Below are 19,829 nucleotides of genomic sequence, written 5' to 3'. Positions count from 1 at the left end.
CGCTTTTTGTTTGGGCGCACGGAAAGTGGCGTTTTTTAAGGGGCATTTGCCTCAATCGATGTGAAGCGGCCGACGCGGGAGACTCCAAAGGTGAGGTTTTTCGGGAAGCACTATATGTGGGAACTGCGGAGCCCCACTGATCACAGCTGTCAAACGACAGAGCCGGCCTTTTTCAGGCCCTCACGCTTTCTCGACGCAAACTTCCTCGTCAGATAGGTGCGTACAGGCTCTTCGATCAGCTTTGTCGCGATCACCGAAACCACAATGGTCAGCGCGACCGATATCGCGATCGTCTGTACCGGGTGCTGCTGGCTGTGAGGGAAATAGATAAACACAAGCCGGCCAATCGGGAAATGCAGGCAGTAGACCGGATACGACAGCCAGCCGAGGAAGTGCGCGAACTGTGCGCCGACGCGCCCGCTCGGCGCGATGCTTGCGCCGCGATAAACCATCAGCGGCGCGACGATAAAGATCACCGCCATCGGGAACAGGCCCTTGATGCCGAACGGGCACGCGACGAGAACGGCCAGCAGCACGTAAAGCGCGATGTCGTTACGGAGAATGCCCGATAGCACGCCACCGAATGGCTGCGGCAATGGCTTTTCATGCAGCAGGTACACGAGCACGCCCATCGTGAAGCCATACGCGACGCGAATGAAGCCCACGAAAAAATTGTGCGTGCCCCAGCCGGCGCCGAAGAACATCGGTACCGCGCCTTTGTGCTCCCATCCGAGCAACGCGCCGGTCGCGAGCAGCAGAAACGCGCTGCCTACGATGATCCGGATCAGGTCGCGTTTTTGCAGCCGCACCAGCACGAGTAGCGCAACGCTCGCGATCATTTCAAAGAACAACGACCACGCCGACGGATTGGCCGGAAAGATCTCGCCGACCGTAAACCGCTCGACGGGGAACTGCGCGGCAGCGCCCACGAAATTACCGACACCGTGATCGCCGAGATAGGGGATGAACAGCAGATTGTTCAGCGACGCGACGATCATCGCGCGCAGCGGATAGTCGGCGAGGCCGGCAGCCCCGGCAATCAACAGCGCGGGAATACCGATTGCCATTGAAATGGCAAACATCGGGTAAAGCCGGATGATGCGCTTTCTGATGTACTCGCGGGCGCTCAAACCCAACAGGAGTTTTTTCCTGTACGAGTGCATCAATACGAAGCCGCTCAGAATAAAAAAAAGATCGACCGCGATATCCGCATTCTTGAAGAGCGGATTCGCGGTGTTTTCGGAGTAGTGCATCAACATGACGCTGATCGCAGCTACCCCTCGTAAACCGTCCAGTACTTCATACCGTTTTTCTCGCACTTGTTCCATATATCGGTCAGTTGTGTCGAGATCGTGCCGCCTGGAATACGCACATCTAACCGCTTATGTAACGCGCATTCAGTAGCACTGACATATTTGCCAGAAACCTCGTTTATCCGTGAGTTTGTCTGACCAAGCTACAACGAATGACAGTTAAAAAAAACGTCTGGGCGGTTACCTAAAAAAATCGGCTACTGCGTAGCCGATTAAAAAAATTTGAACGTTATCTGCCGTTCGAGACAGCGAGATGCGCGCCGTGCCGCGCTATGGCAACTCGCGCAGATCTGCGGTCGGCGTCTTGCCGAATGCGTCGCTCATCACATAGTCGATCATCTTTACCGCTGCATCGTGCGGAGTGGTCAGCTTGCCCGTGCGCTTGTATTCGACGAAGCGTTCGCGCATTGGGAACCGGTCTGTAGTCGATTCGCGCAATTCCGCCTGCATGTCTGTATCGACCGTCCCGGGCGCGAGGCTGCAGATGCGCAACGCGGGGCTCGCATCGAGCGTCACAGAACGCGCGTGATGATCGAGCGCGGCCTTGGTGGCGCAATATACGCTCCAGCCCGCATAGGCATTACGTGCCGCGCCGCTCGAGATGTGCACGATGCGCCGGTCCGCCACGCCCGCGCTAGCGGTGGCGAACGCAGTCGAGAGCATCATCGGCGCGGCAACATTCAGGATGACAGATTGTGCGACGGCCGATGGGTCCTGCACATCGAGCGGACCGATCGGCTGCACGGTTCCCGCGTTGTTGAACAGCACCACGCGCTGCGCATCGCCGATAAAGCGCTGCAGATGATCGCCGCGGAGCCACTGCGCCACAGCCTCGACGCTCGACAGATCGAGTTCGACCTGGTCGAATGTGGCGTCGCCGTGCGAGGCGAGCGTTGCATGCCGGTTGCGCGATATCCCGAGCACCGGAATGCCGCGTGCAAGGAGGGTGGCGGCGAGCGCTTCGCCGAGTCCGCGCGTATGGCCCGTGACAATCGCACGGATGGAAGACGAAGAGGAGGACGTGTTGGACATGTAGTGGATCCCGTGGAAGGCGGCTTGGATTGCCTGTCTATTTTCTCATGGGATGTTGAGGATTCGCCGGCGCGCCTGCACGCCGCTGCGGCCGCGCCATGCGCGCGGCCCATATCGCGCGCTTACGCTATGTGTTCTTGAACCGTTCGCGATACTGCATCGGCGTCGCGCCGATGCGCTTGGTGAACACGATACGCATGCGGTCCGCGGTGCCGAAGCCGCAATCGTAGGCGATCGTCTTTAGCGCAAGGCCGGTGCTTTCGAGCAGTTTGCGCGCGGCATCCATGCGTGCGCGTTCGATGAATTCGTGCGGCGTGACGTGAGTTTCCTGCACGAACACGCGCGCAAAATTCCGGGCGCTCATCCCTGCCACATCGGCGAGCTGCTTTACGGTAAAGCTCTCGCTGATATGCGCCATCACATGCGCCTGCACCTTCGCGACTGGCGAAGTCTCGTCGGCCGGTGCGGTCAGATACGGGCTGAACTGCGATTGCCCGCCCTGACGCTGCGAGAACACCACGAGCCGTTTCGCGACCGCAAGCGCAACTTGCGGACCATGATCTTCGGCCACGAGTGCGAGCGAGAGATCGATACCTGCCGTGACGCCCGCCGATGTGACGAGACGTTCGTCGCGCAGATAGATACGGTCGAAGTCGACGTTCGCGCGCGGAAACTGCACGGCGAGTTGCGCCGCATGCTGCCAGTGCGTCGTGACGTTGCGTTCGTCGAGCAGGCCCGCGTGGCCGAGCGCGAACGCGCCGGTGCAGATCGAGCCATACCGTCCGCAACGTTCCGACGCATAGCGTAACCACTCGAGCAGCCTTTCGTCGGGTGCGATCTCGGGCAGTGCCGGACCGCCCGCGACCAGTGCGAGATCGAAGCCGCGCCGCTCTGCGTCGAAGGTCGCATCGGCGGTCAGCGACATGCCGTTCGACGCGCGCATCGTGCCTGCGTCGGCCGCGACCAGCGTCACCTGATAGTGCTCGGCGCTTTCGATAAAACCGTTCGCTTCCGCAAAGACGTCGACCGGCCCCGCGACGTCAAGCGCCTGTACGCCCGGAAAAATCGCGATCGCGACGCTCGGCATGCCTTGTTCTCCTGGAATGATCGTCCGCTGCGCTGGCAGGGGACGCTGTATGTCTGGCAGCGTTGAACGGTGCGCGGCGATTGTGAGTCAAGCGCTGCGCGCCAATACTAATCGTGACGTCACCCCCTTTCATGCATTTGAGGAGCGCACCATGGAACAGCATATCAAACCCGTTTTCGAATCTGGCGAAGAGGTCTTCGTCGCCGGGAAACAAAGCGCGAGCGATCATCTCGACTGGCTCGATCAGGCGTTGATGGATACGTTTCCAGCCAGCGACCCGATTCCGTTGTGCGCGATCGACTGAACCCGGCCGGATGAAGAAGGTTCACGAAGAAGGTTTCGCGGGAAGTGAACGATAGCGCTTCCCGCAAGGCCTTTTGCAGGGTTCGAAGCGGCGAATGTCGGGCGGTCCGCGCCGAAACGTAAGCCGAAGTGCAGCGCGACTGTGCGAAGCGAAGCGGTGGCAAACAAGGTGTGCAGTGCGGAAAACCGCCATTCATAACATGTTTTGCCCGGTTCGCACGCACCGTGCGCCGCATCGCGGCAAAATACGGACCGGCTCCCACTTCCCGCTTTCATGCACCCCGACCTATGGTCTTAAAGAACCTGCTGAGACGACTCGATCTCACGACGCTTCAGTTATTTATCGCCGTTTACGAAGAAGGCACGCTTACACGTGCCGCCGAACGCGAAGCGATCGCGATTTCGGCTGCCAGCAAACGGCTGCTCGAACTCGAACAGGCGGTCGGCGCGACGCTGTTTCAGCGCACCGCGCGCGGCATGACGCTGACGCCAGCCGGTGAAACGCTGCTGCATCACGCACGGCGCGTGATGCGCGACGTCGAGAATATCGGCATCGAGCTCGCCGGTCATGCAACCGGTGTACGCGGGTATGTGCGCATGATGGCCAATCTGTCGGCGATCGTCGAATTCCTTCCGGAGGACTTGCGCGGCTTTCTCGCGGTCAACGAGCAGATCAAGATCGATCTCGAAGAGCGCCCCAGCGGCGGCGTCGTCGAAGCGGTCGCCGACAGCCTGGCGGACCTCGGCATCTGTTCGGGCGAAGCGGACACGCGCGGCCTGCAAGCCACGCACTACCGGCACGATTCGCTCGTGGTCGTGATGCGCGAAGACCATCCGCTGGCGGGCCGCGAGCGTGTCGCGTTCGCGGAAACGCTCGATAGCGACCACGTCGGCCTTCATTCGGCAAGCTCGATCAACGCACGCACGCATATGGCCGCGCGCCAGGCCGGCAAGCCGCTCAGGCTGCGCATTCACGTGCCGGGCTTCGACGCTGTCTGCCGGATGGTGCAGGCCGATATGGGCGTCGGCGTGCTACCGTCGAACGTCTTTCAGATCATGGGGCGGCCACTCGGCCTCGTGGCCGTCAAGCTCGAAGACGAATGGGCCGAACGCAATCTGGTGATCGTCGTGCGCGATGCCGGCGCGCTTTCGCCGGTCGGCCGGCTGCTTTTCGACCATCTGCGGGCGGTCGAAACGGCTGTTTGATGCACTGCGAAATAAATTCGCGCAGAAATCAGCTGCGAAATGACCTTTCGCGAATCGCGAAAGGTCATTGGTGAATGGAGGTTGGACGCTGTATCTGCGGGGCTTCTAAGCTGTCTTCCAACGCTTTCAAGGATTAGGAGACAGCATCATGAGTGGCCCTCTCTCGGGTATCCGGGTTGTCGAGATCGGAACACTGATCGCCGCGCCGTTCGCCGCACGGCTTCTTGCGGAATTCGGCGCCGAAGTGATCAAGATCGAAGCGCCCGACGGCGGCGACCCCCTTCGCAAATGGCGCAAGCTGCATGAGGGAACGTCGCTCTGGTGGTATCTCCAGTCCCGCAACAAGAAATCGATTTGCGTCAATCTGAAGTCGGCCGATGGCGCCGACATCGTCAAACGGCTTGTTGCCGACGCCGACATCCTCGTTGAAAACCTCCGTCCGGGCGCACTCGAAAAGCTGGGCCTCGGCTGGGACACCTTGCACGCCATCAACCCGAAACTGACGATGGTCCGTATCTCCGGTTACGGACAGACGGGCCCGTATCGCGACCGGCCGGGCTTCGGCGCGATCGGCGAATCGATGGGCGGCATCCGCTACACGACCGGCGAGCCGGACGGCGCACCGGCGCGCGTCGGTATCAGCCTCGGCGACTCGCTTGCGTCGCTGCACGGCGTGATCGGCGCGCTGATGTCGGTGTTGCGCGTGAAGACGGGGCAGGGTGAAGGCCAGGTGGTCGACGTCTCGCTGGTCGAGAGCGTGTTCAATCTGATGGAAAGCCTCGTGCCTGAGTACGATCTGCTCGGCCACGTGCGCGAGCGCAGCGGCGGCGCGCTGCCGGGCATCGCGCCGTCGAACACGTATCGCACCGAAGACAACGCTTACGTCGTGATCGCCGGCAACAGCGATCCGATTTTCAAGCGGCTCATGCAGGTGATCGGCCGCCCCGACCTCGCCGACGATCCGGCGCTCGCGCGCAACGACGGCCGCGCCGCGCAAAGCGCGATGCTCGATGCCGCGATTACCTCATGGACGTCGCACCATTCGACGGAAGATGTGATGGCTGCGCTCGAGCGCGCCGAAGTGCCGGCGGGGCGCATCTACTCGGTAGCGGATATCGTTAGCGATCCGCATTATCAGGCTCGCGAGATGTTGTTGCAGGCGCAACTGCCGGGCGGCGCATCGGTCAAGATGCCGGGCATCGTGCCGAAGCTGTCCGAGACGCCGGGCGAAGTGCGCTGGAGCGGTCCGACGCTCGGCGAACACACGGATGGCGTGCTCGCCGCGCTCGGCTATGCGCCCGCCGACATCGAGCGGCTTCGTCACGAAGGAGCAGTGCAATGAACTTCGACATCGAATACGACAAGTTGATCGTGCAGGAAGTCTCTCCGCGCGACGGTCTGCAAATCGAAAAGACATGGGTCGATACGCCCGACAAGGTCGCGCTGATCGATGCGCTGTCGACCGCCGGTTTCTCGCGCATCGAAGCAGGTTCGTTCGTGTCGCCGAAAGCGATTCCGGCGCTGCGCGACGGCGAGGCCGTGTTTCATCAGATCCGCCGCAATCCCGACGTGATTTATGTCGCGCTGATTCCGAACCGGCGCGGCGCGGAGCGTGCGCTCGAATCGCGCGCCAACGAGCTGAACCTCGTGATGTCGGCGAGCCAGACGCACAACCTCGCGAACATGCGAATGACGCGCGACCAGTCGCTGGCCGGATTCGCTGACATCGTCGAGTTCACGCGCGGCGCGTCCGTCTCGCTGAACGGCACGGTCGCGACGACGTTCGGCTGCCCGTTCGAAGGCAAGATCGACGAAGACCTCGTGATGTCGATCATCGACAGGTATCTCGCGCTCGGCTTTCAGGGCATCACGCTTGCCGACACGACCGGCATGGCGAATCCGCGCCAGGTGGCGCGCATCGTCAAACGCGCGCTCGAACGCATGCCGGCTAGCGCGCTGACGCTGCATTTCCATAACACGCGCGCCCTCGGCCTTGTGAACGTGATGGCCGCTTACGAAGTCGGCGCGCGCCGCTTCGACGCGTCGCTCGGCGGCCTCGGCGGCTGCCCGTTCGCGCCGGGTGCGTCGGGCAACATCTGCACCGAAGACCTCGTGAACATGTGCGACGAAGTCGGCATTCCGCACGGCATCGATCTCGACAAGCTGATCACACTGTCGCGCGCGCTGCCCGCGCTGCTCGGCCACGAAACATCGGGGCAGGTCGCCAAGGCCGGCCGCAACAAGGATTTGCACCCGGTGCCGGACGGCATCGTCTGCATGTGAGCGCGGCACGTCTTAACAAAACGCGAACGGCAGCGGCCTCAACGGCCGCAATGGCCGTTCGAACCCCTGACGATCTGAACCAAACACGGCCCACGAACAACACCGACGACCGGAAGGCGCAAGCCAAATCCGGCATGGAGACGCGAAATGAGTGATCTAGGCGCAGTTGCAGCAGAAAAACCGACAACCGGTATCGAAGACGCCGCGGAGCTGATCCGCAAGGTCGCATGGCGGCTGATGCCGCTCATCATGATCTGCTATCTGTTCGCATTCTTCGACCGGATCAACATCAGTTTTGCCAAGTTCCAGCTGCAAAGCGACCTCGGGTTTTCGAATACTGCGTACGGTCTTGGCGCGAGCCTGTTTGTGGTCGGCTACGTGATCTTCGAAGTGCCGAGCAATATGTTGCTCTTCAAGGTCGGTGCGCGACGCTGGATTGCGCGCATCATGATTTCATGGGGTCTCGCGACCGCGGCCATGGTGTTCGTGCACACCGAATGGCAGTTCTACGGTTTGCGCTTCATAATCGGCGCGATGGAAGCGGGCTTCGCTCCCGGCGTGCTCTACTACCTGACGCTGTGGTTCCCGGCGAGCTTCCGCGGCCGCATCACGTCGCTGCTGTTTCTCGCATCCGCGTTTTCCGGCCTGTTCGGCGCGCCACTGTCGGGCCTCGTGCTCGGCAATATGGATGGCGTGTTCGGCATTCGCGGCTGGCACTGGCTGTTCCTGCTCGGCGGCCTGCCTTGCATCGTGCTGGGCCTGCTCGTGCTGAAAGTGCTGAAGGACCGCGTCGAAGACGCGAACTGGCTCACGCCGCAGGAAAAGCTCTATCTGTCGAGCCAGATTGACGGTCAAACGCAGCAGAAGCATCACGGCCAGTCGCTCGGCGAAGCGATCCGCACGCCGGGCTTTCTGACGCTTGGCCTCGTGTACTTTCTGATTCAGATCGCGTCGTACGGGCTCAACTTCTGGGCGCCGCAGCTGATTCGCAGCGCCGGCACGCATAACCCGACCATCATCGGTCTGTTGACCGCGATTCCGTATATTTGCGGCGCGGTCTGCATGGTGATCGTCGGACGCATCTCCGACGCGACCGGCGAACGCCGCAAGTTCGTTGCGGGCCTGTTGTTGATGGCGACCGTCGGCTTCTTTGCCGCGGGCATTTTCGACAAGCAGACCGTGTTTCTCGTGATCGCGCTTGCGGTGATGGGCGGCGGCGTCGTCGCTTCGATTCCGGCGTTCTGGGCCTTGCCGCCGAAGCTTGTGACCGGCGCGGGCGCCGCGGGCGGCCTGGCGCTGATCAACACGCTCGGCCAGCTGGGCGGTATTGTGAGCCCGGTGATGGTCGGCCGGATTCGCGACGTGACCGGCAGCACGACGCCGGCGCTCTACGTGATCGGCTGTATGAGTCTCGTATGCGCGGCGATTCTGATGTTCGGCTTGCCCGAAGCGCTGCGCAGAAAAGATCACACGACGTAAGCGCGGCTTGTGCCGTACGTCGCGGCAGGCGCTGCTAGTGTCGGTGCTGCTAGTGTCTTTTGACCGGCACTAGCGGCGCGCGAGGTCCTTCAAAAAGCCCGACACTCTCGCCAGTCCCTTCTCCAGCACCTCGGTGGCATTCGCGTAGCCGATCCGCACATAGCCCTCGATATCGAGCGCGCTACCCGGCGTGAACATCACGCCGGTCTTTTCGACGAGCGCGACGCAGAAGTCGCGCGAACTCATATCGACGTCGACGCGTACGAGCGCCGTCGTACCGGATTTCGGCTTTACATACGATAGCGCAGGCTCCGCTTCCACCCATCGGTCGAGCAACGCGAGATTCGTGCGCAGAATGCCGTGATTGCGCGCGAGCAGATCGCGGCGATTTTCTAGCGCGATCGACGCGAGCAGATCGTTGAGCATGCCGACGCTGATCGTGTTGTAGTCGCGATGTGTACGCACGCGCGCGATAACGTCGGTGCCTGCCGCGACCCAGCCCACCCGCAAGCCCGCGAGCGACCACGTCTTCGACATGCTGCCGGTGCTGATGCCGTTTTCGTAGAGATCCGCAACCGACGCGGTAAAACCGTTGCCGTGCTGATCGGTGCCGCGATAAACCTCGTCATTGAGCAGGTACGCGCCGCATGAACGCGCAATGTCGACAAGCTGTTCGAGAAATGCGCGGTCCATCAACGAGCCGGTCGGGTTGTTCGGATTGTTGATCGCGATCACGCGTGTTTTAGCGGTTACCAGGCGCCTCAGTTCGTCGAGATCGGGCAGGAAGCCGTTTTCTTCACGCAGTCGCAGGATATCGACGTTCGCGCCGTAGCTCTCCGGAATCGAATAGTGCTGCTGATAGGTCGGCAGCACCGAAATGACGTGGTCGCCGGGCTCGATGAGCGTTTCGTAGACGAGCGCATTCGCGCTGATCGCGCCATGCGTGATCAGCACATTCGGCACTCGCTGCGTGTCGTAGAGCGAAGCGATATTCGCGCGCAGCCGCTCGCTGCCGTCGATCGCGCCGTAGGTCAGTTTCATCGGCAGGATTTCCGCGAGCAGTGCCTCTTCCTTGCCCGCGATGCGCAGCAATTCACCGATCGTCAGCGATTCGACGCAGGTTTCGGCGAGATTCAGCTCGCAGCGGTTCTCGTATAGATCCATCCAGCGTTCGACGCCGAATTCGCGGATTTTCATTGTGTCTCCTCGTCACGCATCGCACTGCGATAAACGATCGGCGCCGCGCCGACCGCCTCGCGAAAGCGATGGCTGAAGTGGCTTGCATTCGCATACCCGCATCGCGTTGCGACGTCGGCAAGCGGCAGCGACGTCGTGCGCAGCAACTCGCGCGCGCGTTCGACGCGTTGTTGCGCAATCCACGCGTGCGGTGGCAATCCAAACGAAACTCGGAACATGCGCGAAAGATGGTACTCGGATAGATTCGCGACGTCGGCGAGTTCGCCGAGCGTCAGCGCTTGCGTGAGGTGCGAGTCGATATAGTCGCGCAGACGCCGGCGCGTCGCCACGGCGAGGCCGCCCTTGAGCGCCGCATTCGTGCGGCTCACGCCCTGGGAGCGCAGCAGCAGCGATAGCACCTCGTGCGCGGTTTCGTTGGCGCGCAAACGGCCGTCGGCATCTTCCCAGCGGTCGTTGACGAGCGACTGGCACAGGCTCGCGATGCGCGCATCTTCGAAGTACGTGCGGTCGGCGAGCGTCAGTTCGCGCGGCTCGCGGTCGAGCTCGCGAATCGCGCGCCGCGTGAAATGTTCGGGCAGAAAGTACAGATGCACGAAATGCATATGACCGCGCACCCACCAGCGCGATTCGTGGTCGCCGGGCAGCGCGCAAAGCCGGCTCGGCGCGCCGTAGCGGCCCGGCAGCTTCTGCCGCTCGGTGCGGTGGCCGCCGTCGAGATAGCACGACAGCGTGTGATGGCCAGGCTGCTCGTAGGCTGTTTCGGCCTCCCGCGTTTCGCGAGTCCAGATGGCGACCGCCAGATTGTCGCCAAGCCATGCAAAACGCTCGAGCGTCGCGTCGGACACGGCCAGCGTGTGGCAGATCGAATGAACGCCGAACGGCGGATCGACCGGGTCTGCGGCAGCAGCAGTGTCAGGGAACGGGGCGAAGGTCATGTTGGTCGGCGCGTATGTGGTCAGCGCATTTGGCCAGGCTCATTTTCGTCAGCTTATTTTCCTCAGCTTATTTTCGTGAGTATAAGTCGCGCGGCCGGTGCGCCTGTTCGCGCGTGAAGAAAATGCGCAATTCCAGACATGCGCCGCAGCGCACTCAACCGCATAGTCGGACTCTTCCTCTTCATGCAGGTATGTTCGATGAATCTGCTGCTTTATGTCGTGACTGTGTTGATCTGGGGCACCACATGGATCGCGATCAAATGGCAACTCGGCGACGTGCCGCCGCCGGTGTCGATTGCTTATCGCTTCTGGCTCGCGTCGGCTGTGCTGTTCGCGCTGGTGGCGGTGATGCGGCGTCCGCTGCGGCCGCCGCGCGGCGCGTGGCGATATCTGGTGGCGCAAGGGCTCGCGCTCTTCTGCGTGAACTTCCTGTGCTTTTACTACGCGGAGCGCACAGTGCCGAGCGGCCTCGTCGCCGTCGTGTTTTCGACTGCGCCGCTGCTCAATTCGATCAACGGGCGCATCTTTCTCGGGCGGCCGCTGCAGCCCGCCGCGATCGGCGGCGCTTTACTCGGCTTTGCCGGCATCGTTTGCCTCTCGCTGCAGCAGATCAGCGGACATTTCGGCGAACAGGCTGTATGGCTTGGCCTCGCCGTGGCGTTTGCGGGCACGATGTGCTTTTCGGTCGGTAACCTGTTATCGACCAGAATGCAGGCGATGGGTCTGCATCCGCTTGTCACCAACTGCTGGGGCATGCTGATCGGTGCGGCAGTACTGACGGTTGGCAGCATGCTTGCGGGGCTGTCGTTCGCACCGCAAACCGACGCGAGGTACCTCGGTGCGCTCGTTTATCTCGCGGTGCCGGGTTCGGTGATCGGCTTTACCGCGTACCTGACGCTGGTCGGCAGGATCGGCCCGGAACGCGCCGCCTATTGCACGGTGCTGTTTCCGTTCGTCGCGCTCGCGGTATCGACGGTATTCGAAGGCTACCGGTGGTCGGCGCTTGCCGTGGCCGGCCTTGCGCTGGTTGCGTTAGGTAATCTGATTGCGTTCGGCGTGGTGCCGCGTCTGCTGTTTCGCAAGAACGGCTTGCTTTGAGGGGGCTAAAGCGTTCAAGTAAAAATGGCTTGAAATAAGCCGTAAAATTCAATCGAGTCCTTTATAAAATCTTTAAAATAATAATTATATTAAAGGGTCGTAATGTTTTCCAGTTTTCATAAAATAAACCACCAAGTCGGATTTCAAATCGGCTAATAGAGCGGTATTTCAACCAGTTCAAGCCGCCTCTGCGACTCGCGGCCCGGGGTATTCTCCGGAAGAATTCTCGTGCAACCGGAGTCCGGTGCGTCACGCGCCGGATCCTGCGTCACGCCTGCAATTCGCTCCGTCATTCCCCCCCAAGGACGCTGAACTTGAAGACCCTATCTCATCTGGGTGCGGCGCTGCTCGTATTGAGCAGTCTCGTTCCCATTAGTTGTAGTGCTCAATCGAAATTGAATTACACGACTTCGTGGCTTGGCAATACATTCGGTTATGGCGATGGTAAATGGATGCAACAGGACATTCAGGCCATTAATGTCGCGCCGGATGGTACCGTCTATGTCAATAGCGGCTGGGACGAAAGCGGTGCCGAAATTGCTGCATACAAAAACGGCGACAGACTCGCCGTCGGCGGCGCGACGCACGGCTGGGGCGCGAGCGGCGGCGAGGCGATCACGTCGAACCACACGTACGTGTATGCGGCGATGTCGATCGGCAATCAGAACAACGGGCTCACCGGCGCCGACTATCCGCCGAACAACCAGCAGTGGTACGGCGTCACACGGCGACTCGTCAGCAACATCGCGCAGGGCGCGCCGTTTGCCGGCGGTATCGCCAATAGCGCGAACGCGACGAAGAACAGCTTTCTCGTGGTCGATACGGTGACGACGGGCGTCGACGCCGGCATTCGCGGCCTCGCGGCCAGCGACACGACCCTCTATGTATCCGACCAGCACGCGAACCAGATCATCGCCTATGACGCGAACACCATGCAGCGCCTGCGCTCGTTCAACGTGACGTCGCCGGGCCGCATCGCGATCGATACCGATTCGACGTTGTGGGTCATCACCGGCGCGATGACGGGGCAATATGCGATCGCGCACTACTCGTCGACCGGCGCGCCGATCGCGGGCGCCCCGATGCTGCCTGCCGGCGCGATACCAACGGATATCTCGATCGCGCCCTCGGGCCAGCTGTTTATCTCCGACAACGGACCGAGCCAGCAACTCCTGATTTACAACAAGACCGCAAGCGGCCAGACGACGCCGGCCGGCTCGATGGGCACGGCGCGCGGCATCTTTCATAACGCGGGCGCCGTGCAGCTCGGCAGCTACAACGGCATCACCGGTTTCGGCTTCGATCAGGCCGGCAATCTCTACGTCGGACAGAACAGCGAAGGGCCGCGTCAGCTGAACTCGCCATCGGTCGGCGCCGGCGCGGTATTGCAGGCGTTCACCGGCGTGTCGCGCGCGCTGCGATGGGAACTGGACGGGCTGCTATTCGTTGATGGCGCCACCTTCGATCCGGCGTCGGAAAACACGATCTACACGGGTTCGAAGATCTTCACGATGAACTGGAACAACCCGGTCGGAAAGCAATGGACCTACTCGGCGTTCACCGTGGACCGCTTCAACTATCCCGGCGATCCGGAACTGCATCTCGGCCGCCTCGTGCGCGGCGAACCGATGCTGCGGCGCCTGAACGGCGGCAAGCCTTACCTCTATGCGCTCGATACCTACTCGCACGAACTGTACGTCTACCGATTCGATGCCGCGCACGGCAACATCGCGATTCCATCGGGCATGTTCGCGGAGCTGCCGATCGCGGGCGGGTATCCGGCGGGCCAGCCGGCGGTCGGCGAGTGGATGTGGCGCGATACGAACGGCAACGGCAGCATCGAGACGAGCGAAATGACTAGCAATCCGTCGGTGTTGAGCACAATCGGCAACAGCTTTATCTGGGTCGATTCGGCCGGCAACGTGTGGTTCGGCACGCCGAGTAAAGGCATTCGCGAACTCCCGTTGCAGGGCTTCGATTCGCTTGGCAATCCGATCTACGACTACGCGGCCGCGAAAACCTTCCCGACGCCCGCGATTTTCACCGGCACCGGCCGCGTGCTGTACGTGGCCGAGACGGACACGATGTACATCACGGGTTTTACGGCGGCAAGTCCGTGGAATTCGTCGCTGTGGAAGGAGGCCGGGCCTGTCCTTGCACGCTACGACAACTGGACCACGGGCCATCCGACGCAGCGCTATGTGGTGCCGTTACAGTGGAACCTGCAATCGAATCCGCCGGTGACGACGGTCGGCGTGGCCACCGCGGGCAACTACGTGTTCGTCGCGCAGCTGTACACGCAGCGGATCGACGTGTACGACGCAAGCACTGGGCAGGAAGTCGGATATATGACGCCTGGTGCGACGATCGGCAACACGAGCGGCCAGGTCGATGTCGAGCTCGGCATCAGCGCGACGCTGCGCTCGAACGGCGAGTACGACGTGCTGGTTGAAGACGACGCGCGCGCGAAGATCGTCGTGTATCAATGGAAGCCGTGAGGACCGCTTTGAGGACCGCTTTGAGGACCGCCGTGGGGATCGCCCCGCGCCGCCTTCGATAATCGCGGCCGGACGGCGAGCGCGAGGCCATGACCGGCTCGCGCTTTTCGCTACTGCGGGCTCCCCAGGCCGGGATGCGACACGCTGCCGCACCGATCGATCGAATGCGTGCGATCGCGCGCGTGACGGCTGCGCGCGATCGGTATATAACGAAAACAATGCTTCCGATCCACGATGGACTAACCGAAACGGCACACCACCATGACCGGCGATGCTCCTGAAAAACGGCCCGAGGGCGACGCGCCCGAAACTGAACGTGCCGACCTCCAACATCTCGATGCGGCAGTGACCCATGTGGGCGAGATGGTGCAGTCCGGCCATATCGCGGTCAGCGCGGCGCGCGGCATTCTGTACAGCCTGATCGAGACGCTCGGCACGCTGGTCGGCGACCCCGACCTGCCCGAGCATGCGCGCGCGGGCTATGAAGGCCTGCTCGAGACGGCGCGCGAGTTGCGCGCGAAGGTCGAGCACTAAGGTCGAGCAAAGAAAGGGCCGAGCAAAGAAAGGCTTGAGCGAAAAAAGTCGAGCGCCGAAAAACAGCGCTCGACCGTGATATTGCTGGGCTTATTAGTTGCTCAAGCGAGTGGCTCAAGCGCCGAGCGCGACCGCTTCGCCATTCTTCACGGCCAGCATCTGATGGATCTGCGCGACCACCGCCGCGCCTTCACCGACCGCGGCCGCAACGCGCTTCGTCGATCCGGCACGCGCATCGCCGATCGCGTACACGCCTTCAACCGAAGTGCCGAGATCGCAGGCTGAATCTGCGCCGGTCAGCACGAAGCCCTTCGCATCGAGTTGCACGCCGCAGGTGCGCAGCCATGCGGTATTCGGATCGGCGCCGGTGAACAGGAACAGATGCCGCGATTCGAAGCGGTCCTGACCGCTCGGCAGCGGCGACTTCAAGCCGATCGTCGACAGACCGCTATCGTCCGCATCGAGCCAGCCGATCTCCGAACGTGGATGCACGGTCACATTCGGCAGCGAACGGATCCGGTCGATCAGGTAGCGCGACATCGTCGCTTCGAAGCCGCTGCGGCGGATCAGCACATGAACGTGCGCCGCGTGCGAGGCGAGATAGACGATGCCTTGCCCCGCCGAGTTGCCGCCGCCCACCACGACGACCTCCTGATGCTTGCACAGCTTCGCTTCGACCGGCGACGCCCAGTAGAAGATGCCACGGCCATCGAAACGGTCGAGCCCTTCGAGCGCCGGACGCCGGTACACGGCGCCGCTTGCGATCACAACGGCATGCGAGCGCACGTTGCCGTGCCGGATACCCTTGTTGCAGGTCAATTCGAGCCGGTGCGGCCGCTCGTCGCAATGCAGCGCCTTCACCTTCAGCGGAATCGCGACGTGCGCGCCGAACTTCTGCGCCTGCACGAACGCGCGGCCCGCGAGCGCTTGGCCGGAGATGCCGGTCGGAAAGCCGAGATAGTTTTCAATGCGCGAGCTTGCGCCCGCCTGGCCGCCCGGCGCGCGGCTATCGAGCACGATCACGGACAGGCCTTCGGATGCCGCATAGACGGCCGTGGCGAGGCCTGCGGGGCCCGCGCCGACAATCGCGACGTCGTACACATGCTTCTCGTCGAGATCGGGCAACAGACCGAGGCACGATGCGAGTTCCGGCTCGCTCGGGCGGCGCAGCACGCTGCCGTCCGGGCAGATCACGAGCGGCAGGTCTTCGGGCTGCGCGCCGAACTGCTCGATCAGGCCCAACGCTTCTTCGTCGCGTTCGTTGATGACCGAGTGCGGATGGCCGTTGCGCGACAGGAAGCTCTGCAGCGCGACGAGCCGCGAATCGTAGCTCTTGCCAACCAGAATCGGGCCCGTGCCTTTTTCGATCAGCGCCACGCGCCGCAGGATCAGCGCGCGCATGATGCGCTCGCCGAGTTCCGCTTCGGCAATGATCAGCGCGCGCAGGCGCTCGGGCGGAATCAGCACCGCACTGACCGGCATCGTCGCAATGCCGTCGACGAGCGCCAGCTTGCCCGACAACTGGCCGACTTCGGCGAGGAATTGCCCCGCCCCCTTGTGTTCGACGACGAGGTTCTCGCGGCCGAGCCCATCGCGCTGCGTGATGCGCACCGTGCCCGACAGCATCACGATCATGCCCGGACCCTTATGCCCGGTGCGGAACAGATACTCGCCCGCATGCCAGTGATTGAGATCGCCGAAACGCCGCACACGCTCGATTTCGGCCGGCGTCAGCGTCGGGAACATCTGGTGGCTTCGAGTCGACAGCGTCGAGTACGGCGCTTCCGCGACGACTTCGCTAGCCTGTGTTTCTACATCGCGGGTTGCTACAAGCATCGGACCGCTCCTTGCATCGGTTGCTGCCTCTGTCAGTTGCGTCACTTCAGGAATGATCGGTGCGGCCGGCACACCGATTCGCTACACGGCTTTCGGCGAGATCCCGACGTCGCCGACGTGCGGCGCGGGCTCATCGGCGAGCGGCTCGAGCTGGCGGCCCGCATCGCGCCATGCGTCGAGGCCGCCGCGCAACGGCACCACGTCCTTGAAGCCGGCGTCGGTCAGCGCTTTGGCCATCCATGCCGCGGACACCTCGTTCGGGCACGAGCAATAGATGACGAGCTTCTGATCGTGCTGATAGTTTGCGACGATCTCGTCGAGGTTGCGTTCGTCCGCGAACTTCGAGCCCGGAATCACGAAAGGATCGAGCTTGCGCTTCTCTTCCGAGCGGATGTCGAACAGCACGGGCGATTCTTTATTCAGCATCAGATCGTACAACTCGTCGACATTGATGCGCGCCTTCGCGAGCTTGTTGAGCAACTGGCGACGGCGCGTCCAGCGATACGCGGCATAAAGCAGCAGCAACCCGACGACGACGACCGCGGTCAGCTTGCCGAGCCGACCTGCCTCTGCGAACAGCATGTCGATCTGCTGTGCGAACAGCGCGCCAAGCGTGAGGCCAAGGCCCGACCATAGCGCGGCGCCGATACTGTCGAAGGTGAGGAACGTGCGGTACGGCGTGCCCATGGCGCCCGCCAGCGGAATCGAAACGATCGACAGGCCCGGAATAAACTTCGCGACCGCGAGCACGCGCACGCCCCACCGGCCGAAAAAGCGCTCGGTCTTCTTCACGCAGCTGTCACGCGAGAGCGACAGCTTGCACAGTGTTTTGAGCGTATTGCCGCCGTAGATACGGCCGGCGAGATACCACGCACTGTCGCCAATCAGCGTGGCGAAAATGGCGAGCACCAGCACCGAAACGAGCTGTGTGCCGACCGTTGCGGGATTCATGGCGGCCATCGCGCCGAACAGGACGAGGGACGGCATCGCGGGCACGGGCAGCCCGATCGATGCGGCGAGCACATTGGCGAAGACGATCGCCGGCCCGTATTGCTCGACGAGATCATGTAGCATCGGTTTACTTTTCGCGGCCTGGGAAGCCGCAATTGCGTCAGGTGAGTTAAGAATTATGGACGCATTTCCGCCGCGTGCAAGCAACGGGGGCAACCCCGCGTCAGCGCTGAAGCGGCTGCTACAGACGGCCATTCCGTTTGCGCCGGGCGGATGGCTCGATGCGGTCCGCAAGGCTCACGGACGATATTCGGACGACACTCGAACGGTCGGCAGACTACCAGAAAAACGTGCGGAAAAACGACAGCGGTGTGAAGCGAAGAAAATTGATGCGGGGTTAAAGCGGCGGCAGACGGAACGGCGGAATCAGGAGAAAGCGGCAGAACGAGGCGGACGCGGCATCGCGAACGCGACGCCGCACGGATCAGGTTGCGTGCCGGTGATGGTTATGCTGTTCGCCCGGTAGTTCCGCGCCATGCGCACGGATGGCTGCGATCAGTTCGGCGGGTGTAATTTCGTAACGCACTTCGCGATGAATGCCCGGTTTGCGCTCGTCGACTTCGACGAGAAGAATGCCTTTACCGTCTTCTGTCGCTTCGAGCCGTAACATGCGCAGTTCGCGCCCGGTCGCGTCGTCGTACTCGGTGAGCAGGGCCATTGCCCCGGAAGACCCGGTGGTGCGCATCGAAAATTTCCTCATCCGTTATAGAACAAGCATTGTACGGGGAGCTTCCCCGTTCTGTCGCGCGACCCGGCACACCATGCGCCGAAGCGGCGAGCGAATGCTGGAGCCAGTTTAACGCGAGTTGCCGCGTCGCCGGACGCATTTTTTGTGCCCTGTTGCGGTGCGGTCGTCGCGTCCGGTCGTTGCACTGGTGACGCCTCTCATCTCTTTCGTCGCTTCTCGCTACTTTTTACCTGAGCGCTGCCAGCTCGCGCTCGCGCGCGGGCGTATCGGCAAGCAGAAAGAACTCGTCGAGCTGGGGCGGCGCCACGTCGGTGCCGGCAAGCATCGCATGCGCCTGGCCCCGGTGATGAATCTGATGAATAAACAGATGCGGCAGCACCGCGCCGACCGTCTCGTGCTGCAGACCGATATTCGGGCCGCGGTCGATCAGCACGTCGCGTTGAAGCGCGGTGTCGTCGAGCGCGTCGCAAAACGCGATCAGCTGACGGTCGAGCTCGCGCTGCGCGGGCCACAGGTCCGCGCAGCGCGAGTAGGCCACTTCGTCGGCAAAAATCGCGAGGCCTGCGCCGGCATCGACGAGCGCGTCGAAGTAGTAACGGTCGACGAGCAGGATATGGTTCAACGTCAGTTGCAGCGAAGGAAAGAAGCTCACGCGGCGCTCGGCGAACGCCTCGTCGGACAACGTCAGGCATGCGCGATAAAGCCGCGCGTTCGACCACGCGTTATTGCGGGCCATCGCAGCAAAGTGCGCCGATAGCGCAGCGACAGGTGCGTGCATCGCGATCCTCCTGCTGCGGGTTGCGATGAATAAACGCGAAAGCGCATGAAGCGAACCCGTGATGCATACGGGTTCGACGCAGCGCCTGCGCGGAACGACCAGCGTAACACCGTTCGATGACCGTTCCTGGACGCTACGTCCGGTTTAGTCATCACGTAATGCGATGCGCACGCAGTCTAGTGCCATGCGGAAATTTATGCCGGGATGCATTGCGTGCCGGTATTTATTGCTTTGCGCAGTGCGAATGCGTTGCGTATGCGCGGCGTAAGGCTTGAGCCCCTCTGCTGCCGCTGCCTTCCCCGTACGGGAAACAGCGCTCGTCCGGTGTTCTCTCTTCCGGCGGATAAAAAATAGCCCGTCCCATAAGGGACGGGCCGCTAAAACGCCGTTGTTACTCGGGTCAGCCGGCCCGCACACACTTCGGGGCGCTGACGATCATCATGCTGACGGGTCGCTTAATTTTTGTCGAGGTGGGGCTTACGCCGATCCATCAGACATAACATCGCTCGCCGCATCGAAACGACCTATAGTGAGTTCACCGTGTCGTCCGC

17 protein-coding genes are annotated in these 19,829 nt (G+C 62.2%); 8 read left to right on the top strand and 9 right to left on the bottom strand.

The features are described 5' to 3' along the window. Positions 1 to 149: 149 nt before the first annotated feature. The 3 genes from KZJ38_RS22530 to KZJ38_RS22520 form a co-directional block, all read right to left on the bottom strand. Positions 150 to 1,259: an acyltransferase family protein gene (locus tag KZJ38_RS22530; protein ID WP_219801926.1), complete on the bottom strand. Its 1,110-nt coding sequence runs from the start codon at positions 1,257 to 1,259 to the stop codon at positions 150 to 152. 324 nt (positions 1,260 to 1,583) lie between these two features. Then, positions 1,584 to 2,345 carry an SDR family oxidoreductase gene (locus tag KZJ38_RS22525; RefSeq protein ID WP_219801925.1) on the bottom strand — a complete coding sequence of 254 codons (762 nt, stop codon included), beginning with the start codon at positions 2,343 to 2,345 and terminating at the stop codon, positions 1,584 to 1,586. 127 nt (positions 2,346 to 2,472) lie between these two features. Continuing rightward, positions 2,473 to 3,432 (bottom strand): GlxA family transcriptional regulator, encoded by a 960-nt coding sequence (locus tag KZJ38_RS22520; protein ID WP_219801924.1) that lies wholly within the window; start codon positions 3,430 to 3,432, stop codon positions 2,473 to 2,475. Positions 3,433 to 3,481: 49 nt separating this feature from the next. Between KZJ38_RS22520 and KZJ38_RS22515 the strand changes: the two genes are divergently transcribed. From KZJ38_RS22515 to KZJ38_RS22495, 5 genes are all read left to right on the top strand, one after another. Then, on the top strand, positions 3,482 to 3,736 hold the full coding sequence (locus KZJ38_RS22515; protein WP_219801923.1) for a hypothetical protein: 255 nt from the start codon (positions 3,482 to 3,484) through the stop codon (positions 3,734 to 3,736). Positions 3,737 to 4,023: 287 nt separating this feature from the next. Then, the gene (locus KZJ38_RS22510; protein WP_219801922.1) at positions 4,024 to 4,941 is read left to right on the top strand and encodes a LysR family transcriptional regulator; all 918 of its coding nucleotides are present in this window, start codon (positions 4,024 to 4,026) and stop codon (positions 4,939 to 4,941) included. Positions 4,942 to 5,089: 148 nt separating this feature from the next. Beyond that, entirely contained in the window at positions 5,090 to 6,283 is a 1,194-nt protein-coding gene (locus KZJ38_RS22505) for a CaiB/BaiF CoA transferase family protein (protein WP_219801921.1), read from the top strand. Continuing rightward, positions 6,280 to 7,224 (top strand): hydroxymethylglutaryl-CoA lyase, encoded by a 945-nt coding sequence (locus KZJ38_RS22500; RefSeq protein WP_219801920.1) that lies wholly within the window; start codon positions 6,280 to 6,282, stop codon positions 7,222 to 7,224. The genes KZJ38_RS22505 and KZJ38_RS22500 overlap by 4 nt, the downstream gene beginning before the upstream one ends. Positions 7,225 to 7,371: 147 nt before the next feature. Then, positions 7,372 to 8,703, top strand: a complete 1,332-nt coding sequence (locus KZJ38_RS22495; protein WP_219801919.1) for an MFS transporter — start codon at positions 7,372 to 7,374, stop codon at positions 8,701 to 8,703. Positions 8,704 to 8,772: 69 nt separating this feature from the next. Here the strand turns inward: KZJ38_RS22495 and KZJ38_RS22490 are convergent, their stop codons facing one another. Together KZJ38_RS22490 and KZJ38_RS22485 are read right to left on the bottom strand one after the other, a co-directional pair. Beyond that, positions 8,773 to 9,900: an aminotransferase gene (locus KZJ38_RS22490; RefSeq protein ID WP_219801918.1), complete on the bottom strand. Its 1,128-nt coding sequence runs from the start codon at positions 9,898 to 9,900 to the stop codon at positions 8,773 to 8,775. After that, positions 9,897 to 10,835 (bottom strand): AraC family transcriptional regulator, encoded by a 939-nt coding sequence (locus KZJ38_RS22485; RefSeq protein WP_219801917.1) that lies wholly within the window; start codon positions 10,833 to 10,835, stop codon positions 9,897 to 9,899. Before KZJ38_RS22485 ends, KZJ38_RS22490 begins: the two co-directional genes overlap by 4 nt. Positions 10,836 to 11,033: 198 nt before the next feature. Here KZJ38_RS22485 and KZJ38_RS22480 point away from each other — a divergent pair, with 198 nt between their 5' ends. The 3 genes from KZJ38_RS22480 to KZJ38_RS22470 all read left to right on the top strand — a co-directional run bounded on the left by KZJ38_RS22480 (position 11,034) and on the right by KZJ38_RS22470 (position 14,965). Beyond that, a complete protein-coding gene (locus tag KZJ38_RS22480) occupies positions 11,034 to 11,933 on the top strand; it encodes a DMT family transporter (protein WP_219801916.1) in 900 nt (299 codons plus the stop codon). 314 nt (positions 11,934 to 12,247) lie between these two features. Further along, entirely contained in the window at positions 12,248 to 14,431 is a 2,184-nt protein-coding gene (locus KZJ38_RS22475) for an NHL repeat-containing protein (protein WP_219801915.1), read from the top strand. Between the two features lie 261 nt (positions 14,432 to 14,692). Continuing rightward, positions 14,693 to 14,965 carry a hypothetical protein gene (locus KZJ38_RS22470; RefSeq protein WP_219801914.1) on the top strand — a complete coding sequence of 91 codons (273 nt, stop codon included), beginning with the start codon at positions 14,693 to 14,695 and terminating at the stop codon, positions 14,963 to 14,965. 114 nt (positions 14,966 to 15,079) lie between these two features. Here the strand turns inward: KZJ38_RS22470 and KZJ38_RS22465 are convergent, their stop codons facing one another. The 4 genes from KZJ38_RS22465 to KZJ38_RS22450 form a co-directional block, all read right to left on the bottom strand. Continuing rightward, on the bottom strand, positions 15,080 to 16,801 hold the full coding sequence (locus tag KZJ38_RS22465; protein ID WP_219801913.1) for an FAD-dependent oxidoreductase: 1,722 nt from the start codon (positions 16,799 to 16,801) through the stop codon (positions 15,080 to 15,082). Positions 16,802 to 16,882: 81 nt separating this feature from the next. Beyond that, positions 16,883 to 17,875 carry a DedA family protein/thiosulfate sulfurtransferase GlpE gene (locus tag KZJ38_RS22460; RefSeq protein WP_219801912.1) on the bottom strand — a complete coding sequence of 331 codons (993 nt, stop codon included), beginning with the start codon at positions 17,873 to 17,875 and terminating at the stop codon, positions 16,883 to 16,885. 361 nt (positions 17,876 to 18,236) lie between these two features. Beyond that, complete coding sequence (locus tag KZJ38_RS22455; protein ID WP_219801911.1) at positions 18,237 to 18,497, bottom strand: hypothetical protein; 261 nt, start codon at positions 18,495 to 18,497, stop codon at positions 18,237 to 18,239. Between the two features lie 229 nt (positions 18,498 to 18,726). Continuing rightward, entirely contained in the window at positions 18,727 to 19,278 is a 552-nt protein-coding gene (locus KZJ38_RS22450) for a DinB family protein (protein ID WP_219801910.1), read from the bottom strand. Between the last annotated feature and the right edge of the window lie 551 nt (positions 19,279 to 19,829).

It is taken from the genome of Paraburkholderia edwinii (assembly GCF_019428685.1).
GTDB classification, from domain to species: domain Bacteria; phylum Pseudomonadota; class Gammaproteobacteria; order Burkholderiales; family Burkholderiaceae; genus Paraburkholderia; species Paraburkholderia edwinii.
Note: the sequence above shows the minus strand (reverse complement) of the source record. Positions and strands in the feature narration are given on the sequence as shown.